The 17,682-nt window shown below is 45.3% G+C and carries 16 protein-coding genes; 5 read left to right on the top strand and 11 right to left on the bottom strand.

The window, feature by feature from the left end:
- Nucleotides 1-63: 63 nt before the first annotated feature.
- Nucleotides 64-270 (top strand): cold-shock protein, encoded by a 207-nt coding sequence (locus tag K7B67_RS17495; RefSeq protein WP_252177161.1) that lies wholly within the window; start codon nt 64-66, stop codon nt 268-270.
- Nucleotides 271-342: 72 nt separating this feature from the next.
- On the opposite strand, the gene K7B67_RS17490 is transcribed toward K7B67_RS17495, so the two are convergent.
- The 6 genes from K7B67_RS17490 to K7B67_RS17465 all read right to left on the bottom strand — a co-directional run bounded on the left by K7B67_RS17490 (nt 343) and on the right by K7B67_RS17465 (nt 6,791).
- Nucleotides 343-2,313, bottom strand: coding sequence for an ATP-binding protein (locus tag K7B67_RS17490; RefSeq protein WP_252177160.1), 1,971 nt, complete (start codon nt 2,311-2,313; stop codon nt 343-345).
- Between the two features lie 202 nt (nt 2,314-2,515).
- The gene (locus K7B67_RS17485) at nt 2,516-2,947 is read right to left on the bottom strand and encodes a hypothetical protein (RefSeq protein WP_252177159.1); all 432 of its coding nucleotides are present in this window, start codon (nt 2,945-2,947) and stop codon (nt 2,516-2,518) included.
- Between the two features lie 119 nt (nt 2,948-3,066).
- Nucleotides 3,067-4,653: a hypothetical protein gene (locus K7B67_RS17480; RefSeq protein WP_252177158.1), complete on the bottom strand. Its 1,587-nt coding sequence runs from the start codon at nt 4,651-4,653 to the stop codon at nt 3,067-3,069.
- A 335-nt stretch (nt 4,654-4,988) separates the two neighbouring features.
- On the bottom strand, nt 4,989-5,165 hold the full coding sequence (locus K7B67_RS17475) for a helix-turn-helix transcriptional regulator (protein ID WP_256484874.1): 177 nt from the start codon (nt 5,163-5,165) through the stop codon (nt 4,989-4,991).
- Between the two features lie 36 nt (nt 5,166-5,201).
- Nucleotides 5,202-6,272 carry a hypothetical protein gene (locus K7B67_RS17470; protein WP_252177156.1) on the bottom strand — a complete coding sequence of 357 codons (1,071 nt, stop codon included), beginning with the start codon at nt 6,270-6,272 and terminating at the stop codon, nt 5,202-5,204.
- 117 nt (nt 6,273-6,389) lie between these two features.
- Nucleotides 6,390-6,791: a hypothetical protein gene (locus tag K7B67_RS17465; protein WP_252177155.1), complete on the bottom strand. Its 402-nt coding sequence runs from the start codon at nt 6,789-6,791 to the stop codon at nt 6,390-6,392.
- Between the two features lie 215 nt (nt 6,792-7,006).
- Between K7B67_RS17465 and K7B67_RS17460 the strand changes: the two genes are divergently transcribed.
- Nucleotides 7,007-8,605 (top strand): ABC-F family ATPase, encoded by a 1,599-nt coding sequence (locus K7B67_RS17460; protein WP_252177154.1) that lies wholly within the window; start codon nt 7,007-7,009, stop codon nt 8,603-8,605.
- A gap of 47 nt (nt 8,606-8,652) precedes the next feature.
- Here K7B67_RS17460 and K7B67_RS17455 read toward each other — a convergent pair whose 3' ends face one another.
- Nucleotides 8,653-9,126: an FKBP-type peptidyl-prolyl cis-trans isomerase gene (locus K7B67_RS17455; protein WP_252177153.1), complete on the bottom strand. Its 474-nt coding sequence runs from the start codon at nt 9,124-9,126 to the stop codon at nt 8,653-8,655.
- A gap of 122 nt (nt 9,127-9,248) precedes the next feature.
- The gene (locus K7B67_RS17450; protein ID WP_252177152.1) at nt 9,249-9,554 is read right to left on the bottom strand and encodes a hypothetical protein; all 306 of its coding nucleotides are present in this window, start codon (nt 9,552-9,554) and stop codon (nt 9,249-9,251) included.
- A 1,340-nt stretch (nt 9,555-10,894) separates the two neighbouring features.
- On the opposite strand from K7B67_RS17450, the gene K7B67_RS17445 reads away from it, so the two are divergent.
- Nucleotides 10,895-11,233, top strand: coding sequence for a hypothetical protein (locus K7B67_RS17445; RefSeq protein WP_252177151.1), 339 nt, complete (start codon nt 10,895-10,897; stop codon nt 11,231-11,233).
- Here K7B67_RS17445 and K7B67_RS17440 read toward each other — a convergent pair.
- A complete protein-coding gene (locus tag K7B67_RS17440) occupies nt 11,197-12,336 on the bottom strand; it encodes an ISAs1 family transposase (protein ID WP_252177150.1) in 1,140 nt (379 codons plus the stop codon). The genes K7B67_RS17445 and K7B67_RS17440 overlap by 37 nt on opposite strands.
- 176 nt (nt 12,337-12,512) lie before the next feature.
- Between K7B67_RS17440 and K7B67_RS17435 the strand changes: the two genes are divergently transcribed.
- Together K7B67_RS17435 and K7B67_RS17430 are read left to right on the top strand one after the other, a co-directional pair.
- On the top strand, nt 12,513-12,692 hold the full coding sequence (locus tag K7B67_RS17435) for a hypothetical protein (RefSeq protein ID WP_252177149.1): 180 nt from the start codon (nt 12,513-12,515) through the stop codon (nt 12,690-12,692).
- 655 nt (nt 12,693-13,347) lie between these two features.
- Nucleotides 13,348-16,530, top strand: coding sequence for a DUF3427 domain-containing protein (locus tag K7B67_RS17430; protein ID WP_252177148.1), 3,183 nt, complete (start codon nt 13,348-13,350; stop codon nt 16,528-16,530).
- A gap of 66 nt (nt 16,531-16,596) precedes the next feature.
- Here the strand turns inward: K7B67_RS17430 and K7B67_RS17425 are convergent, their stop codons facing one another.
- Both K7B67_RS17425 and K7B67_RS17420 read right to left on the bottom strand, forming a co-directional pair.
- The gene (locus tag K7B67_RS17425; RefSeq protein ID WP_252177147.1) at nt 16,597-17,019 is read right to left on the bottom strand and encodes a (deoxy)nucleoside triphosphate pyrophosphohydrolase; all 423 of its coding nucleotides are present in this window, start codon (nt 17,017-17,019) and stop codon (nt 16,597-16,599) included.
- Between the two features lie 196 nt (nt 17,020-17,215).
- Nucleotides 17,216-17,464 (bottom strand): type II toxin-antitoxin system ParD family antitoxin, encoded by a 249-nt coding sequence (locus K7B67_RS17420; RefSeq protein ID WP_252177146.1) that lies wholly within the window; start codon nt 17,462-17,464, stop codon nt 17,216-17,218.
- Between the last annotated feature and the right edge of the window lie 218 nt (nt 17,465-17,682).

Raw genomic sequence — 17,682 nt, 5'->3', positions numbered from 1 at the left:
CCGTCTTTTCTTGTTGAAAAACACGACAAGGCAATTTTATGTTACAAAACTCAGGATATGACTATGTCTACTACTACCGGTACAGTTAAGTGGTTCAACGAAGAGAAAGGTTTTGGTTTCATCGCTCAGGAAAACGGTCCTGATGTGTTTGCCCATTTCCGTCAGATCGTTGGTGATGGTTTTAAAACCCTGGCTGAAGGCCAGCAGGTTGAATTTCGGGTGACCCAGGGCCAGAAAGGTCCTCAGGCGGAAGACATCCGTCCTCTGTAAAGAGTGGGCTGCATATCATGTAGCTGAAAAGGCAATACCGCAGGGTGTTGCCTTTTATCACCTGCACTCTTCTTATTTGCCTTCCTCCAAGACTATTCCTTCGATATATTCTGAGTAGGTTGATTTAAGGTGTCTAACAGCAGACTGCCTGTCAATGTTATAATTCAATTTCTCACGAATAAACTCAAGTCTATGCTTGTTTTCAGCTATCAATTGAGACCATGTCTTTAGCCAAATGGTTATATTTAAGTTCTTGCTTGTTTTATAAATAGCTCCATCTTTAAGGCTATCGTTCTCTAGTTTCATTTTTGCGTAGTCATCGTAATCATTAGAAATGATCCAAAAGTCCCATTTTGTGTTAATGTTTCGAAATCTATCGTCTTTTGCAACAGCAAAAGCATAACTTTCAATCTGGTCAATCTCTTTTTTTCCAATCTTTACTTTAGGGGCCTTGAGTTCCACAATAAGATGTTCAAGCTCGTCTGCCTTATTAGTTGGGAGTTGCCGAGAAAGCATCAAATCTACGATACCTTTTCGACCGTCAATTCTACTGACAGGCTCATTGATCACAATATCACTATCCAAGTAACCTGAATGTTGTTTTAAAACTTCGGTTAATGTTTGATCGTCAACTGATAGAGTGAATTCATTTCCAAAGATCCAAGTGTTTTTGGCTAAAATTCTGTGAAGTTGTGTTCTTTCCTTTAAATTATCCTTGTGGTTGAAAACAAGTTGTTCCAGGCCTGCAACGAATTTTATCCTGTCTGAAACGACTTTTGACGCATTGATGATTGAAGAAAGGCTTGTCCCCTGGAGCAATTCTGCAAGGCTTTCACGTACACCTTTCGGAAGATTTAATACCTCGTTCAGAATAGTCTGAAGATCTTCTGGACTCTTTTCAATAGCCTGCCTTAGCATCCTTAACTGAAGCTCTTTGCATTTTTTGTTGGAAGCTTTGAAGCCAGGAAGGCTTTTGTTAATATTGACTGCGATGATATCAAAAACTTTTCTTTCAGCATCTTCGACTGCTGTAGTAGGGTCTCCTTGATATGGGTAGACCTTTTCTTCTTTCCATTCTTGAATTTGTGAGCTTGCTTCTTCTAAGGCGCGATGTGAAAAATACTCTTTAATAGTATTGATTGCGTTATCACAGAAAGACCTGATGCTGTCCTCCAAGTCATGTAATGAGAGAAGGCCTTTATTGTTAAGCTCCCTAAAATAATCTGATTTTATGTACGCACTGAATCCTATGCCGGAAATCCCGCGTACTTGTTTGTCATAAGATTCAAGTGGGAATCCATTTGAGTCGGCAAACCAAATTTCACGATCGGTTATTCTGTTCCATTCAATTATTTCTATACTGGCAGGATGCTTTTTGTTGTCAATTGACAGGGGCTGGGTGTTTATAGATTTTGTTAATTTTATTAATTTCTCTGCCTCAAGCTTATTGCCATTTACCCTTAGAGTGGCAGAATGATAGGCTCTTAAGTATAAAGAAAATACCGGTGCAAGAGCCTCAACTGCTTTGTCATCATCAAGTATGTGGAATTTTTGGTTTATTTCAGTAATCTCTACAGTGACACCCGTTTTTCTATGTTCAGATACTTTTTTAGGGCTTAAAGAGAATTCATCTATGGCGTTGGCTGAACCTTCAATAGTGTACTCGTAGAAGGTGTTGTTTTCTTCATAAATAATCTTCCAGTCAGCAACGCAGCCTATAGTAAAGGCTTTGAACCGTCCCTGCCCTTCTTGACCGTGAAGAAATCGTCCTTTTGTTGTTTTTTGACCTGTAGATTTCCAGGAGCCACCTAACCCAACGAATAGTTTCTCGGCTTCATCATAGGAAATTCCTGCTCCGTCGTCTGAGATGATAACGCGATCAACACCCAATTCTCCCTTATGAAAGTGGACATCGACATTTGAGGCATCTGCATCAAAAGCATTCCATATCAGCTCACATAACCCTGTTATTGGACTGCCAGATGCTACCTTTGAGAGGTGATCTTTTTGAACTTGAACTTTAAATTTTTTTGCTACTTCCATTCACTGGATCTCCAAGTTGGCTGTAGGCTGACCAGAGTGATCACTTTGGCCAGTATGTTTAAGATGATCGCTACGACTACTTAGGGTAGCTGAAACATTGAAAGTTTCCCTTTTACTGCCGTCTTTAATGTTCAGACCACCGGCCGCTTTCTTCAGGGCGGCCTGAATCTGACCGGACTGTTTGGGGCGTCAGACATCAGTACTATTCAAACTGAGGAAAGAACTGCTTGGTAAAGTTCAGATACCCCTGCTTGCCGCCAACACTGTGCCACCGGTCAACCGACTTAATAATTCGCTTCAGGCACTTCTGAAGCTCCTCAGACGTTTTTAAGAAACTCTCTTCGTTGATTTGATAGACGAAGTTTTCGGTAACCTCGACAACAGCATCCATGTCCACCCGTCCTAAACGCCATTCACAAATGATAATCAGGCCGTCAGTGATTTGTTGCTCCTGATCTGACAGGTGTTTGTCTTTTGGTGGCCTCTGAGCGTACTCCGCTCGATAGTGCTCAATGGTCGCCTCTAATGCCCGCTTAACTTCCCAGTCCTGGAGTTCTGGGAAGTTGTGATAGAAGTTCATAATCGGATATTCAAGATTCTGAAGTACATCTTCATACTCTTCAGTAAATTCCATAATTCACGCCCTCATAAACGACAGAGTAATGTTAGTCAATGACCACTACAAATAGTTGGCACAAATAGTTGGCAGGCACCCGCTGTGAGTGCCTTGTTGCGTTACTTCAGGGAAAACCGTCAGGAGCAACCAATGCCCATGGTGTTAAGGCTGTCCCTGAATTTCTTTTCTTTGCCCTTTGGTACAACAATCTGCTGCGTGCCTAATTGCTGGCACCACTTTGACAGTACCTTGTCGTTCATAATCAACTCGGCAATCTTCTGGTTTTTGCAGGTCATGATAAGCGCCTCACCCTGGGTTTTTACACCATCGCGATTGGCTTGTGCCTCTTTTAACAGGCTCTCGCAGTCTTCCGGCAGGAAAGGTTGATCCTCTCTGGTCAGCAAAAAGCTTTTTAATTCATCGATGTTACCACCGACCTGCAGGGCTTCCATGATTCTTTGGCGGGACAGTTTCCAGACTCTATCCTTGCTCTGGTCTGCGTAGAGCGAGATAAAACGCTGTTCCCATGGGGTGGGCTCATTATTGAACGTAATACGTCCCTGACGTTGGATGGAGAGCGTGGTCTCAGGCGTTGCAGCCTTTTTTTCCTGGTAGTTATCTGTCAGCCCTAACACGTATTCGCCCAGCGGTGTGAGCCGGAAAAAACGCAAACCATCGTAACGGCTGAGGCAGTCCATTTCGTTGATGCCATCATAATAACCGTAACCATCATCGTCCTCCCTGCTACCTTCAGGCGGGATCATGACAACATCAATCAGTCCCAGGGTGGCAGCATATTCCACCAGGAAACAACGCAGATAACGCATCTCCAGACCTTCCCAGGAACCGTTATAAAACTCGCCATATTCAGGGTTGAAGAGGTAGAGGTAGTCCGGAGCCGTTGTCACCATCAGCTCTGCGCCAGAAATAAATAGATAGTTGGAAAATTCGTTGAAATTGATCCAGGCATTGGTTTTGCACTCTTTCAAGGCAGTAATAATGGCCTGCCTTCGAGTAACCACAGGGGTGAAAAAGCGCTTTCCCTTGCCATTTTGTCCCTTGACGTTGTTAATACGGCGGAACTCGTCATGGACGCGGTTGCTGACCCACTGCTCCCAGATTTCTTTGATCGTATCAGCAGCGCTTTTATCACTTTTCCTGGCGGGGACTAATGTTGTTTTTGATTGCTTGCTAAGTTTGCTGTTGCCAAGCAACCGGAGCCACCCATAAGAGACGATAAACTCCATACCTGCCGCTTCGCTACACGAAACGTCCCCATAGTACTCATGGGTATCATTCGCCACTTTTTTTATTGTGGCTAATGAGGCTACACCCGTTTTTTCACTGACCTTCAGTTGCTTGTCCTGAAGCAGCATCAGCACTGAATGCAGCTCACTCAGCGCCAGCTTCTCGCGCTCAAATATCTTGTAAAGCCCGGGCAACGGTGCGGGAAGGTCGCAGCTTTGGAGTACATTTGGCTCAGGTGGGTCAACTAGCTGTTTCAGCGACGATATCAGTGCATCGGGTATTTTCGGAGGACCGTAGCGTTCAGCATTGGGGTAAAAAAATACATCTACGGAGTCGTTTAACTGGGGCGAGTAATAAAATTCATTCTTATTGGGTTTGTCAGGAAAGTTGCTATGGCCATATTTAGTTTTGAATCTCTCTCTGTCGATCCATCCATGGTAGTTAAAGGCGCACTCTCTGATGAAGGCGGTCTCCATCTCTGAAAGCCTCTCTATATAGGGTTTCAGCAGAGTGTGATCAGAAAGCCCTTCTGCCAGTGCTGATACTAAACAGGCTTTACGGTTTTGCTTTGACCTGACACCAAAGTAGGTGAAATAACGCTTTTTCAGCGTATCAACGGTTTCTGACTCTATTGCTTGCAGTAAATCTGACATGGGACTACTTCACGCTGGTGGCTCAGTTATACGACAAAAAATGTCCAAATAATAATAGGACATCCTTACATTTGAAAACAAACCAGCTTGTTTGCTTTTTTTCTGTCGCTGATTTTCTGTCAGTGGAGTGATGCCATCATTGGTTCCATCCATTGCTTTCAGGCAGGAGAAAAAGTGATGTTGAGCTTGTGCCCGGTGGCTTCAGCATATTTTTTCAGCATACCCAGGCTGGGTAGCGTTTTGCTGCTGGCGCTTTCAAGTCGGCAGATACTGGTTTTTCGTGTGCCTATTGCCTGGGCAATGTCTTCCTGAGTCATTCCAGCTTCCTGCCGCATTCGGATCCGTTCACGGCAGAATCTGATCAAGTGAACTCAATGGCTGGAAATTCTCCAGATACCCAGCAGATCCGGAACTTCATCCTTGCCTTTCATAAAGTCGTCAATGGCTGTGGCCAGGGTTGAGTAATCAACTCTGCTTGCGGGCATTGAGGTAATGACGACGGGAATGGGTCTGTTATCATCAGCCGCAAAGGTAATGTTGATAAAGCCCTTGGAGATACTGACCGTGAAATATTGGTATTTCGGTCGTCCATAGCCGTAGAATGCCAGCAGGTAGACGACATCTTCATGCTTGGCAGCATGTTCTGTAACGGCAGCAATGATGACATCGGCCTGGCTTGTGCCACTGTAATGGCTGACGACTTTGCCAGGGTCTACCGGGCTTAACTTCAGGTCAGCTTCATCCGCTACAGCATTGAACCCCTTGCTCATGCTCTCTGCATCGCCGGCATTTCTCTTTATAAGTCGTGAATCCTTACTGTGCATAGTAAAGCTGATGAGATCCTGAACCTGAACGGTACGAGCCTTTGAACCGATGCCCAGTATGTCGGCAAAGTCATGATTGAATATGAGGGTTCTGGCGTGACTGCTTTCAATGAGTCTTCTGAAACTCTTTGAACGGGAGGGCAGAAGTGATTTAAGACCTTTTTTAATCAGGGAAGGGGTTTTGTAAAGCAGGAAACCATCGTCGCTGTTTCTGGAAGCTTCAATGCCGGCATTGAAGTATCTGCCGAAGTCCAGAGCCTTCACGGCATCCAGTACATCCTGTGCAGTAGGTTTATTCTCGGAAGCTGACATTTTATAAGCGTCAATCAGTGTAGAAAAACGCTCCCCAGAGGGGGAACCAAGCTTTATGTAGACATCAGAAAAAGCCCGATCCACAGTGCGGTATTCATCAATGGCCCCTGCTGCGGCCATTTGGTCATATTCAGCAGCAACAGCCAACTCTTCAGTCGTTTTGGGATACGAGCCTAAAAGGGGAGGCATACCGTAGGCCGTGGCAGCTGAATTAACCATTCCCTGATTCGTTTCCTGGTCTATTTCTTGAGCCTGAGCCAGAACTGGCAGAATCAGAATCAATAAAATTTTCTCTAAATACTTCATTTTTTTACCTTTCTTGTATAAGCCCGTTTGCTCCTGATTAAGACCTGATTAAGGGGGAGAGAGTTCCCCTGCCCAAAGGGCATTAAGACAAAGAATTAAAATAGACCGATATTAGCTCTATGGTTGGATCACTGGTTGCCTGACCAGTAACGAATGCTTTAAATAGTGACGCTGGCCCGATGGATAAGTATCCCGTTGAAAATCCCCGGACAGTTGATAAACCGCCCAGCCGGAAGAGAATTTATCCAGCATATTTTGGTTGTTTTGCATAAAAGCTATGGCTTCTCTGGTACTTTTAAAGGCCAGTCCACCTGGATATAGCCCCCAAAACAGGGGGCCAAACTTGATGATGCTTTTACCTTCCGACAAGGAGTTCTGGTAGCTCGCATCGCCGATGGTAAATATTGGGTGGGTAATAGCGTTTCTCACCAAAGGGGCGAATGAGTCTTTTACCCCAAACCAAACAGAGACAGCTAAGATAATGACCAGTAGGATAAGGTACTTGGCGAGTTTCATCATTCGTAGGATCAGTGAGTGAGTTTTGGTCAGCCTCCCGGGTTTTCAGAACCGGGCACTGCCGCTTGAGGCGCTCCTAAAGGTTTGCGCCAAATGAGATCGTTCTGGAGTGTAGACCATCCCTGATAACTAAAAAGGCGCGTTTGTGTAATAATCGGCGGTTTGACTGCTAAATGACCTATAAGTCAGGCAGATCGCTAAGGAGGAAACTCAAGGTTATGCTGACAACTTCTAACGTGACCATGCAATTCGGGGATAAACCCCTGTTTGAAGATATCTCCGTTAAGTTTGGCGATGGTAACCGTTACGGACTGATCGGTGCTAACGGCTGCGGTAAATCCACCCTGATGAAAATTATCAGCGGCGAACTGGAGCCTACTGCCGGTAATGTCAGCTATGATCCCAACGAGCGCATTGCCAAGCTGAATCAGGATCAGTTTGCCTATGAAGAAAACACCGTGATTGATACCGTGATCATGGGGCACGCTGAACTCTGGAAGGTTAAGGAAGAGCGTGACCGCATTTACGCCAAGGGGGACATGACGGAAGAAGAAGGTATGCGCGTTGCCGACCTGGAAGTTCTGTTTGGTGAAATGGACGGTTATTCGGCAGAGGCCCGCGCGGGCGAATTGCTGCTGGGTCTGGATATTCCCCTGGAGCAACACTATGGCCCAATGAGTGCCGTTGCCCCAGGCTGGAAGCTGCGTGTGCTGTTGGCCCAGGTATTGTTTGCCGATCCAGACATCATGCTGCTGGACGAGCCTACCAACAACCTCGACATCAATGCCATCCGCTGGCTGGAAGGAATACTCAAACAGCGCGATTGCACCATGATCATCATTTCTCACGACCGCCACTTCCTGAACAGCGTCTGCACGCACATGGCCGATCTGGACTATGGTGAGCTGCGTATGTTCCCCGGTAATTACGACGAGTACATGATAGCGGCTACCCAGGCTCGTGAGCGTATGCAGGCGGATAATGCCAAGAAGAAAGCCCAGATTGCTGAGCTTCAGAGCTTTGTCAGTCGCTTTTCTGCCAATGCGTCCAAAGCCAAACAGGCGACTTCCAGGGCTAAGCTGATCGACAAGATCAAGCTCGAAGAAGTGAAACCCTCCAGCCGACAGAACCCATTCATCCGCTTTGAACAGGAAAAGAAACTGTTCCGTAATGCACTGGTGATGGAAAAAATGTCCCAGGGTTATGGGGATAATACGTTATTTAACGACGTTGACCTGATGGTTGAAGTGGGTGAGCGCATTGCCATCATTGGTCAGAATGGTATTGGCAAATCGACACTGCTGCACACTCTGGCCGGCAAGATGGCACCCAGAGGAGGTACTATCCAGTGGTCCGAAAACGCTGACATCGGTTACTACGCCCAGAACCACAGCGATGAGTTCGATATGGATATGAATCTGTACGACTGGATGAGCCAGTGGATGAACGAAGGCGACGATGAGCAGGTAATCCGTGGTGTTCTGGGTCGGATGCTGTTCTCCCAGAGCGATATCAAAAAATCAGTCCGCGTGATTTCCGGTGGCGAGCAGGGTCGTATGTTGTTCGGTAAACTGATTCAGCAAAAGCCCAACGTGCTATTGATGGATGAGCCCACAAACCATATGGACATGGAATCCATTGAATCCCTGAACCTGGCCTTGGAAAACTATCCGGGTACACTGATTTTTGTCAGTCATGACCGTCAGTTTGTATCGTCTCTGGCGACCCGCATTATTGAAATCACCGAAGAAGGTGTCGTCGATTTCCACGGAACTTACGACGATTACCTGCGTAAACAGGGGGTTGTTGAAGAGTAAATAATGAACGGGGCAGAGAATTTCTGCCCCGTTCAAGACTGAATGGCTTATTCGATACCCAGTAATTCCACATCAAAGATCAGCGTAGAATTTCCGGGGATTTTACCGGCACCACCGCTGCCATAAGCCAGGTCGGCAGGAATAAACAGCCTAAACTTGTCGCCTACCGACATCCGTTGCAGACCTTCAGTCCAGCCAGGAATTACCTGGTTCAGTCCAAAGGAAATCGGCTGTCCACGGTCTACAGAACTGTCAAACACGTGACCATTAATTAACGTGCCGTGATAGTGTACTTTCACTTTGCTGGTGGCTGTAGGGTGATCGGAATGTTCACCCTTTTCCAGAATTTTGTACTGTAATCCGGACTCTGTAGTTATCACGCCTTCCTCATGCTGGTTCTTTTCCAGAAAAGCCTGACCCTGAACCAGCGCTTCCTGAGCCAGTTGCTTTTTCTGATCGAGGCGACGTTTGCCCCAGAGCACCACGACAACAATAAAAACGATAAGGATAACAGTAGACACAAAGATCACCCGGACTGTGGATAAGTCGGTGAAAAATACCCTATCCTGGCGGTTAACTCAAAAGTCTGCCCACTATAAACCGTTTGGCAGCTTCTTCCATTATTGACGTTTTTCTGGTCATTTTAAGCTCCTTTAACCGTTTCAGCCGGTTCCGGCTCCGGGTTAACCAGCTTTTCTTCTCTGGGCCATTGTCCGGTCTGTTTGCGAGTTCCCATAAACAGAACGGCAATCATACCCACCAGAATCAGCCCCATCTGAACCATAAAGATCAGCATGATCAGGGGCAGCATCAGTACAAACAGCCCCGTTAGAACAACGGTGCCAAGAATCGCTTTAAATGGGCTGATGGCAGCGCCGTCACGCTGCTCGAAAAAGGTGGCTTTAACCTGGTTGAAACCGTTTTTTAGTTGATTGATCCATTTTTCCATGATTTACCTCGATAAGGGAGGGGGTTAGTCATGGCTGCAGTGTAAAGGGTTGTGGATAAACGGATTGTGTTTGGTGGATTAAAGTTTGTTCATGGACGGCGCTTTAATCTGACCCTCCTTCTACATTACCTATCCACCAGTTATAAAGCCCAACGGCAGCCAACGGTGAAAATACACACGCTGACAGACCCCCCAAAATTGCGGCACCTTTCAACGCTCTGACGTGGAATGATCCAGAGCAAAAACAACATCCTGCAACAGCGCCTATACATGTACCTGGCGTCACCCAAAAAATAACGAGTCCCGTTGTAAAGAGTGCTATTAAACTCTTCAAGAAGCTTTCTTTATCGTACAAACCCCACAGAATGGGTTCTCGACTGTAGTCGATATGAACGGGGTCGATTTGATCGTGGTCGTCGTTGGAGTAGACAGCGTTTGGGAAAATGCTCATATATCCAAGAATTATTACAAACAGGAAAGTCTTCATTAAACGATCTCGGTGGTCATTCAATTCTGATTGAGCGCAGGGTAGTAGTTGACTGGAAACTTGCAAAGTTGTTTGCTTTGAAGGTGATCTTGAACACCCACATTCTCTGCTCGGTCTGTCAAGGTATATATGGGTGTCCTGTTTTTTTCTTATTACGAACAAGTAAGTTTTCATTAAACGATCTCGGTGGGTCAAGGAATATAAGGGTGTCCTGTTTTCGTTGTTTTCGTTAATCTGACCCTCCTTCTACATTACCTATGCGCCAGTTATAAAGCCCAATGGCAGTTGACACTGAAAATACACACGCTGACAGACCTCCCAAAATTGCAGCACCTTTCAACGCCCTGACGTGGGGTGATCCAGAGAAAAAACAATATCCTAAACCAGCGCCTATACATGTACCTGGAGTCACCCAAAAAATAACGAATCCCGTTGTAAAGAGTGCTACTACACTCTTCACAAAGCTTTCTCCATCGTACAAACCCCACAGAATGGGTTCTCGACTGTAGTCGATATGAACGGGGTCGACTTGATCGTGGTCGTCGTTGGAGTAGACAGCGTTTGGGAAAATGCTCATATACCCAAGAATTATTACGAACAGGTAAGTCTTCATTAAACGATCTCGATGGTCATTCAATTCTGATTGAGTGCAGGGTAGTCGTTGACTGGAAACTTGCAAGGTGATAAAGAGCACCCACTTTTTTAGCTTGGTCGGTCAAGGAATATACGGGTGTCCTGTTTTTCGCTGTTTTTGTGCTTTCCTAATGAGTGTCTTGTTTTTCCTTTGTTTTTTCCTTTTTTCGCACTATATACAATGAACCGTCGAAAACAGCATTAGCAGGAGTTAAAGACGATGGAGAATAAACAATTATCAAGGTTGCTGGCCGAAATATGTGATGAGTTGTGTGATTATCTGCCAGACGATTTAATAACAGGGATGTCAGAGAAACATGAGCAGTTATTAAACAGGGTTGTAGGTGCTATTAAATGGCTTGATGGTGACTGCTGCCGTGACTTTGAAGATTTCATGGGCGAGTACAAACTGCAATTTGTATCAGCGCCTGTAGGTGATGGATCACTATTTGCGGAAGTAGATAGCAAGGTTGTTGACGTGTCGTGGGCAAAGACAGGGCTTACGCATGAAGATAATCATTCTCATTTAGCCCCAACAATGAATGATTTCAATAGCTGAGACAGGTATCTATTGCTCCATCCAGCCTTTTTACGCTTTGTCTTGATGCTCCTCTTACTGGTAACGTCGGCCTTCAGAATATTTAGGGCAATACGACGCAAGGTAGACAGATTTTCAGCAGCGCATTCATCTTTGGTTTGGCAAGCATCTTCATCAAAGGCAACGTCCAGCATCCAGTGCAGACTATTTTCCACTTCCCAGTGCTGGCGCGTTGCATTGAGCATTCCCTCGGCTGTCATGGTTTTGCTGGAAATGTAGAACCTTAGAGCTGTCGTGGCTTTGCCATCAATTGTTCGATCAGACTGAACGACACCAAACTGCTTTATTCCTGTCCATTCATCAGCTGTTGAAAGAGCCGAAACGTCATCAAAAACCCAGCAGCAGCGATATTCATGACGACCATGGCCTTTATTTTTGCACTCAAAAAATGCATCTGATACTGGCTCTTCCGGGTTGCTATTCCATCGCTCTTCGACCGCTGTCTGAATATCGTTGTGCAGTGTTTTTTGGTTTCCTTTAACAGCAAAAAGATAATCTGCCTCCTGGTTTACGCAGGTTTCTGCAATACTTTTTTGGCAGCTGATTGCATCGGCTGTAATCATGCAGCCTTTCAAGTCGATAGCTTCAAGAAGTTGGGGGACAGCGGTTATCTCATTCGACTTTTTATCAACCTTTTTTTGCCCTAAGACCAGGCTCAGTCTGGTGCTCCAGGCGCTAACCATAAGGACTGCTTTTTTACCCTTGCCTTTCCCTTTGGAACCCTTGATAACCTTGCCGTCAATTGGAATGATTTCAGCATCACCATCAGGTATATCAAGGGCTTCAGGATAAGCAGATTTTACCCACCGGGTGAAGCATTCCTGAAATTCATCCGGTTTGAGCATGCAAAAAATCCGGTAGAAGGTGTCGTGCGACGGAATACCATTGGGAAGCTCAAGAAATAAACGAAACCAGCCTTCTTTTTCTTCACCGAACTCTTGCATATCTTGCCATGTATCAGCCCCACAGATGATGGCACACACAGCAATCACAAGAATGTCGTTAAAGTTATGCTCGCAGGAAGAAGCACGCTTACGTGGGTCGGTTAACTCGTTGAGAAACATGATTAGCGGTTCAGGATTAATAGGCATCAGGCGTAAAATTGGGGTATTTTACAGCTTTTTAGCACAGATGTGTGAGCCATGATCAACTCATGATGTGGCAAAGCTGTTGCTTTGCGCGTCTAAATGAGAATGATTATTCTCATGCGTAAGCCCTGTGGGCAAAGAGCGACTGGGAAATGTTAAAGGTTATAGCTGAAAAGCACTCAGAAAGAGTCTGGACAGTCACCGATTACGGGTCAGTAAACGCTGATGGTGAGAATGTTTTCAATGTCAGCCAGGGAATACACATCGTTAATCGCCAGTATTACCTCGTGTTGTCCGATGGGGTGAAAACGGATGAAGTATTTTACCTATAACTCTTGGCTCCTAAGTCAAAGTGATAGAGGAAGTCAAAGTGATAGAGGACACCCACTTTTTTAGCTCGGTGGGTCAAGGAATATATGGGTGCCCTATTTTTACTATTTTTAGTCCTATTTTTATTGTTGACTGGAAGCTTGCAAGGTGATAGGTGGCACCCACTTTTTTAGCTAGGTTGGTCAAGGAATATGCGGGTGTCTTGTTTTCGTCCGTCTGTTTTCGGTCTGTTTTCGGTTTTACAAGGATTCTAACATGGCTGTTATTTTGTCTGGTGAGTTGGTCTCCAGAACTCTGTAACGACATTCCTCCTGAATATGAAGCTCAAGTGTATATCGTTGACTGTCCTGGTATTCTCGCTTTTCCGCAACTTCAAAGTCGACCCACAGAACAAACGACCTGCCACCGCCACAGTCGTAAACAAAGCAAGGGCACACATCATTTTTATAGCTCAGATCGACGAAAAAACTGGGAACATCGATACCAAGTTGAAAGCTACATCCAAAAGCTTGCTGATACTGAAGCACTTTAATTTCCTATCTGTTTTTTTCTTATAAGCTCCAAGCTAGTTCAGAACTTTTCGGTCGTCCAAGTGAGTACCATAAAAATTTATACCTGGTACTATAATACTTTGATAACAGCTGCTTCGAACTTACCATGCCCATCTCTGAAGAACTCAAAGCAAAAAGCAAAGCTTATCCAAAAAACCATCGTACGTTTAAAGTGCCAGCAAATGCTTATACGTCGGCCCTGACTCAATATATCAGCAGCCGGCTTTCGAGGAAGCTCAACGATTTTTCAAGCCTAGATCAATTTGAAGACAGTATAAAACTGGCACAGATAATTGCTGAGGCAATCGAACCAGGCGCAGACATATTAAGCTTACCCTTGAGGAGAATGCTGTTCTCACAGGATGAAAGCATTCAGCTCCCTCTGTGCGAAGACTTCTCTTTAGTGTCTCCCTCGCTGATCACTAATGAGAAAACAGCCAAAACCAACTTCTTCAAAAATCTCAAGTTCGAATTGCAAACCAGCGACAGCTTTCATTTTATGGTCAGCTTTATTCGTGCTTCAGGGTTACAACTCTTGCTAAACCCGTTGGAGTCCTTTCGTCTGCGTAACAAGCGTGGCCGGATTTTGACCTCGGTTTATATGAATATCACCCAACCGTCAGCATTGCGGAAACTACTAGAGCAGGAGCATATTGAGACAAAAGTTTACGCAGCTACCAGTGAGTCTTTTCACACAAAGGCTTATCTTTTTGAGCGAAATAAACACAGCAACAGTTGTGCACTCATTGGCTCATCAAACCTTTCTCAGGCCGCCTTAATCAGTGGTGAGGAGTGGAGTGTCAAAGTACCACGGTCAAATTCTTCAGAAATCTATGATCGAGCTATTGATCGTTTTCAGTCGTTGTGGGACTCAGAGCAGGCAGTACCACTGACAGAATCATTTATTGATCAATATGAAAAGCACTTAGAAAATCTCCAGGTTGAAGAAGTTAACATAAAAAGCACCTTTGATTTTTTGAAACAGTCCCATCAGCTGGAAAAGAGCCATCAAGACAGCCTGCACCTGTCTCCAAATAGTATGCAGAAGCAGGCTCTGGACAACCTGGTCGCCACTCGAGAAAAAGGCGAAACCCGCGCTGTCGCCATCGCTGCCACAGGCACAGGTAAAACCTTTCTTGCGGCTTTTGACGCCCACAAGTTCAACGCTAGAAGAATATTATTTTTAGCTCACCGGGATGAGTTGTTGGAGGGGGCCGTCAAAACATTCTCAACGGTGTTTGGGGCTCGGAACCTGTGCGGGAAATTAACCGGCAAAAGTAAGGATACCAACAAGCGTTTTCTGTTCAGCACAGTACAAACCCTATCCCGTGAAAACAACTTACAGAAATTTGCCCCGGATACATTTGACTATATGGTGGTGGACGAATTTCACCATGCCCAGGCTGAAACTTATCAACGGGTGATTAACCATTTCACTCCAAAGTTTTTACTGGGCATGACGGCCACTCCGGAACGGATGGATGGTCGGGACGTGTTAAAACTCTGTCACTATAACATCGTCTGCGATATCCGTTTACGAGAGGCGCTGGCGTTGGGGTTATTGGCTCCATTTCATTACTTCGGAGTCGCTGATGAAACTGTGGATTATGACCAAATTGAAAGGCAGGCTGGTGGTCAATTTATTGAAACCAAACTTGTCAATCGTCTTAACACCAGTGAACGAGTTGATTACATCATCGAACAGATGAAAAAGTACGGTTTTCATGGTCAGCAGCGTTGTACCCTGGGTTTCTGCGTCAACCGAGACCATGCTGCTTTTATGAGCCAATCTTTTAATGACAGGGGAATTACCAGTAAGGTATTAACTGGCCTGTCCGATTCTCAGGAGCGCCAGTCAGAGATTAGCAACTTACAAGACCCAAACCATCCGTTAGAAATTATTTTTACTGTGGATATCTTCAATGAAGGTGTCGATATTCCTCAGGTAAACTTATTGCTCTTCCTCAGACCAACAGACTCTTCCACGATCTTCATTCAACAGCTTGGCCGTGGATTGAGAAAGTCAAAAGGCAAAGAGTATGTGACTGTGCTGGATTTCATCGGGAACCATCAAAACTCCTACATGGTTCCATTGGCACTGAGTAGCGAAAGTGATCGCAGAGACTTTGATAAAGATACCCTTAAACGTGCGGTTAGCCATGAGTTTGCGGACCTGCCAGCAGGTTGTTACGTCGAGTTGGATGAAATCACCAAAGAAAAAATTTTGACAAAACTTGAAAGCATCCGCCTGGACAGTACTGAATACCTGAAGCAGCTATATGCACAGTTTAAAAAGGAGCTTGGCAGCTCACCAGAAATACTGGACTTTTTTACCGCTGAAAATGCCCCAAACCCGAATTTCTTTTTCTCAAAGTTTGGTTCCCTGTATAACACCAAAATTAAATGCCATGACCAGGGGGGTAACCCGGTAGAGTTGCAGAAGAACCTCTATCTGCAACAGGTCGCTGAAAGACTGGAGTACATGTGCCCAATAAAGTGGCCATATGAATTTATCCTATTGCTGGCGGCAATTGAGCAGCAACATTCGACGCTCAATGTAATGGTTATTGAGCAGCAACTCATCCGTTACTTTAACCAGACCATCGACAGTCGTCAGCATAAATCGTTGATTCTATCAGCTATGGCATCATTGGCCTTACCTCATGGTAAAATGTCATGGGCTTTCGGCGCAGTAGATAATGAAGTTTTTCATGTAGACGAGGATTTCATCACATTGGTGAATTCTGGTGAGTTTGCTAAAAGTTACATCAACGATCGTGTCAATTACGGACTGAAACAGTTCCGCCGACACTTCAAACCTGAGGTGTTTCTAGGCAGCGGGGAGCGCTTTATTCTCTACCAAAATTACACCCGGAATGATATTCAGTTTCTTTCGGGAGACGCGGCAAAGCGAGGCTCATGGCGAGAAGGGGTAAAACGAGTTGGCCAAGACTACTTTTTGTTTATTAACCTGAACAAGGATAAAGAAGTCGGTGCTCATCTCCACTATAAGGACTACTTTATGGACCCACGCACCTTCCATTGGCAAAGTCAGAACCAGACTTCACACAAGTCCAGAGTCGGTCAGCATTATATTCACCACAAAGAGCAAGGCTACCATATCCACCTTTTTGTACGAAAACAGGCAAAGCAATATAACATCACCCTGCCGTTTATGTATTTGGGCCAGTTAGATTACATTAGCAGCTCCGGAGACAACCCCATGAGTGTGATCTGGAAGCTGCACAACAGTGTACCTTTAGATATTTTTGAGGATTTAACTGAATAAAGATTCGACTGTTGCCTGATCTTAAGGCTTTGACCAGGCAGGGAAAGAGCAGACAAGTTCGACCATTTAAATCTCAAAAGAGCCGACAATTTCGGTTTGTTCTGTCATTAGATGTTGAACCGCAGGAAGGTCGGCCGGAGCCCAAACCAGGCTTTGCAGACTCGTCACCGGCAACCAAAGCAACGCAGCATGTTCAGCCGGGACAGGTTTTCCTGCGACAATCCGGGCATGGTAAGTGCGCAGATTGATGATTACATTGCCATAGTCGTAGGTAGTATCTTCGACTAAATTAAACACTTCTATATCGCAACCCAGTTCTTCCTGAATTTCACGGCGTAGTGTTGCTTTTGGCTGCTCACCTTCCTCAATCTTGCCACCGGGAAACTCCCAGAGATTCGGTAAACTCATCGTATCTGAACGTAACGCACAGAGGATTTTATTGGTTTCGTTATGAATAACCGCCCCAACTACTTTAATGATTCTTTTCATTTAAGTGTGCTCCTGAAAAGGCTTGACGATGAAAATGACTGGATATGCTGTATCAAGCTTGATGATCTAAAAACTCCAAAGTTACCTGATTCAGTGGGGCAAGGGCAAAGGATGAATACTAACCAGTTGAAATTACTGCGTAAATCGTCTCGGGCCCGTGGGGTGACTCTGACTTTTCTGTCGATCTTTTGCGTCATCAGGGCTCAGCGTCCAGATCATTAATGAGTGAGTCCATTGAGAAGTTAGTAATAAATTCGCCCTCGCCTGCCTGGGTAGCCCCTTCAGCCAGGTGTGAACGCAGGGCTTCCAGCTTGCTTTTGCGTTCTTCCATGGCGCGTAAAGCGTCCCGCACTACTTCACCGGCGGAGCCGTAACGACCGCTGGAAATCTCATTCTTGATGAACACTTCCCAGTGTTCGCCCAAACTTAAGCTGGTAGTTGCCATGGTTCACCTAAAATATTCATATTTAAAAATGAATAATAGAGGACACCCACATTCCTGGCTCGGACGATCAAGAAATATCTGGGTGTCCTGTTTTCGCTGTTTTCGTATCGTCATGTGCCATCAATCACGACAGGCGACTGTTATATAGATACGATCATCAGGGAAGCCTTGGTGTGCCTGCATTTTCCGGAAAGCCTAGTCAGAATAGGCCGGATCAC

The sequence above is a fragment of the Endozoicomonas sp. 4G genome (assembly GCF_023822025.1).
Taxonomy (GTDB): Bacteria; Pseudomonadota; Gammaproteobacteria; order Pseudomonadales; family Endozoicomonadaceae; genus Endozoicomonas_A.
Note: the sequence above shows the minus strand (reverse complement) of the source record. Positions and strands in the feature narration are given on the sequence as shown.

What these genes read in the sequence shown, in the direction of transcription:
- K7B67_RS17480 (WP_252177158.1), bottom strand. Translation starts at nt 4,653, where the DNA reads ATGGAGACCGCCTTCATCAGAGAGTGCGCCTTTAACTACCATGGATGG.
- K7B67_RS17470 (WP_252177156.1), bottom strand. Translation starts at nt 6,272, where the DNA reads ATGAAGTATTTAGAGAAAATTTTATTGATTCTGATTCTGCCAGTTCTG.
- K7B67_RS17420 (WP_252177146.1), bottom strand. Translation starts at nt 17,464, where the DNA reads ATGGCAACTACCAGCTTAAGTTTGGGCGAACACTGGGAAGTGTTCATC.
- K7B67_RS17450 (WP_252177152.1), bottom strand. Translation starts at nt 9,554, where the DNA reads ATGGAAAAATGGATCAATCAACTAAAAAACGGTTTCAACCAGGTTAAA.
- K7B67_RS17440 (WP_252177150.1), bottom strand. Translation starts at nt 12,336, where the DNA reads ATGTTTCTCAACGAGTTAACCGACCCACGTAAGCGTGCTTCTTCCTGC.
- K7B67_RS17465 (WP_252177155.1), bottom strand. Translation starts at nt 6,791, where the DNA reads ATGATGAAACTCGCCAAGTACCTTATCCTACTGGTCATTATCTTAGCT.
- K7B67_RS17495 (WP_252177161.1), top strand. Translation starts at nt 64, where the DNA reads ATGTCTACTACTACCGGTACAGTTAAGTGGTTCAACGAAGAGAAAGGT.
- K7B67_RS17475 (WP_256484874.1), bottom strand. Translation starts at nt 5,165, where the DNA reads ATGCGGCAGGAAGCTGGAATGACTCAGGAAGACATTGCCCAGGCAATA.
- K7B67_RS17490 (WP_252177160.1), bottom strand. Translation starts at nt 2,313, where the DNA reads ATGGAAGTAGCAAAAAAATTTAAAGTTCAAGTTCAAAAAGATCACCTC.
- K7B67_RS17425 (WP_252177147.1), bottom strand. Translation starts at nt 17,019, where the DNA reads ATGAAAAGAATCATTAAAGTAGTTGGGGCGGTTATTCATAACGAAACC.
- K7B67_RS17445 (WP_252177151.1), top strand. Translation starts at nt 10,895, where the DNA reads ATGGAGAATAAACAATTATCAAGGTTGCTGGCCGAAATATGTGATGAG.
- K7B67_RS17460 (WP_252177154.1), top strand. Translation starts at nt 7,007, where the DNA reads ATGCTGACAACTTCTAACGTGACCATGCAATTCGGGGATAAACCCCTG.
- K7B67_RS17430 (WP_252177148.1), top strand. Translation starts at nt 13,348, where the DNA reads ATGCCCATCTCTGAAGAACTCAAAGCAAAAAGCAAAGCTTATCCAAAA.
- K7B67_RS17435 (WP_252177149.1), top strand. Translation starts at nt 12,513, where the DNA reads ATGTTAAAGGTTATAGCTGAAAAGCACTCAGAAAGAGTCTGGACAGTC.
- K7B67_RS17485 (WP_252177159.1), bottom strand. Translation starts at nt 2,947, where the DNA reads ATGGAATTTACTGAAGAGTATGAAGATGTACTTCAGAATCTTGAATAT.